The sequence below is a fragment of the Ferrovum myxofaciens genome (genome assembly GCF_000735045.1).
Lineage (GTDB): Bacteria > Pseudomonadota > Gammaproteobacteria > Burkholderiales > Ferrovaceae > Ferrovum > Ferrovum myxofaciens.
In genome coordinates this window covers 1-356 of sequence record NZ_JPOQ01000473.1, presented here as the reverse complement: position 1 = coordinate 356, position 356 = coordinate 1, and the positions used below count along the sequence as shown (strand labels likewise).

Genomic DNA, 356 nt, shown 5'->3' with positions numbered 1-356 from the left:
ATCAGGAACTGCGCCGCAAGGGCATGACCTTGATGTTGCTGTGGGAAGAATACCGGGCTGAATATGCAGACAGCCAGACCTACAGTTATTCTCAATTCTGTGATTGCTACCAGCGTTTTGCCCGAACCCTCAAGCGCTCCATGCGCCAGGTTCACCGCGCGGGGGAGAAACTGTTCATTGACTTTGCCGGTCCGACTATCCCCTTGGTTGGAGGAGATCGTGCCCATATCTTCGTGGCGGCCCTGGGGGCATCCGGCTATACCTTCGCCTGTGCCACGCCCCGCGAGACGACGGAGGACTGGATAAATGGAACGATCCGGGCACTGGAATTCTATGGTGGGGTCACCCAACTCATC

1 pseudogene is annotated in these 356 nt (G+C 57.0%); it reads left to right on the top strand.

From position 1 onward, the window contains the following. Positions 1-356: pseudogene (locus IV91_RS0114640) on the top strand (DDE-type integrase/transposase/recombinase); the annotation flags it as partial.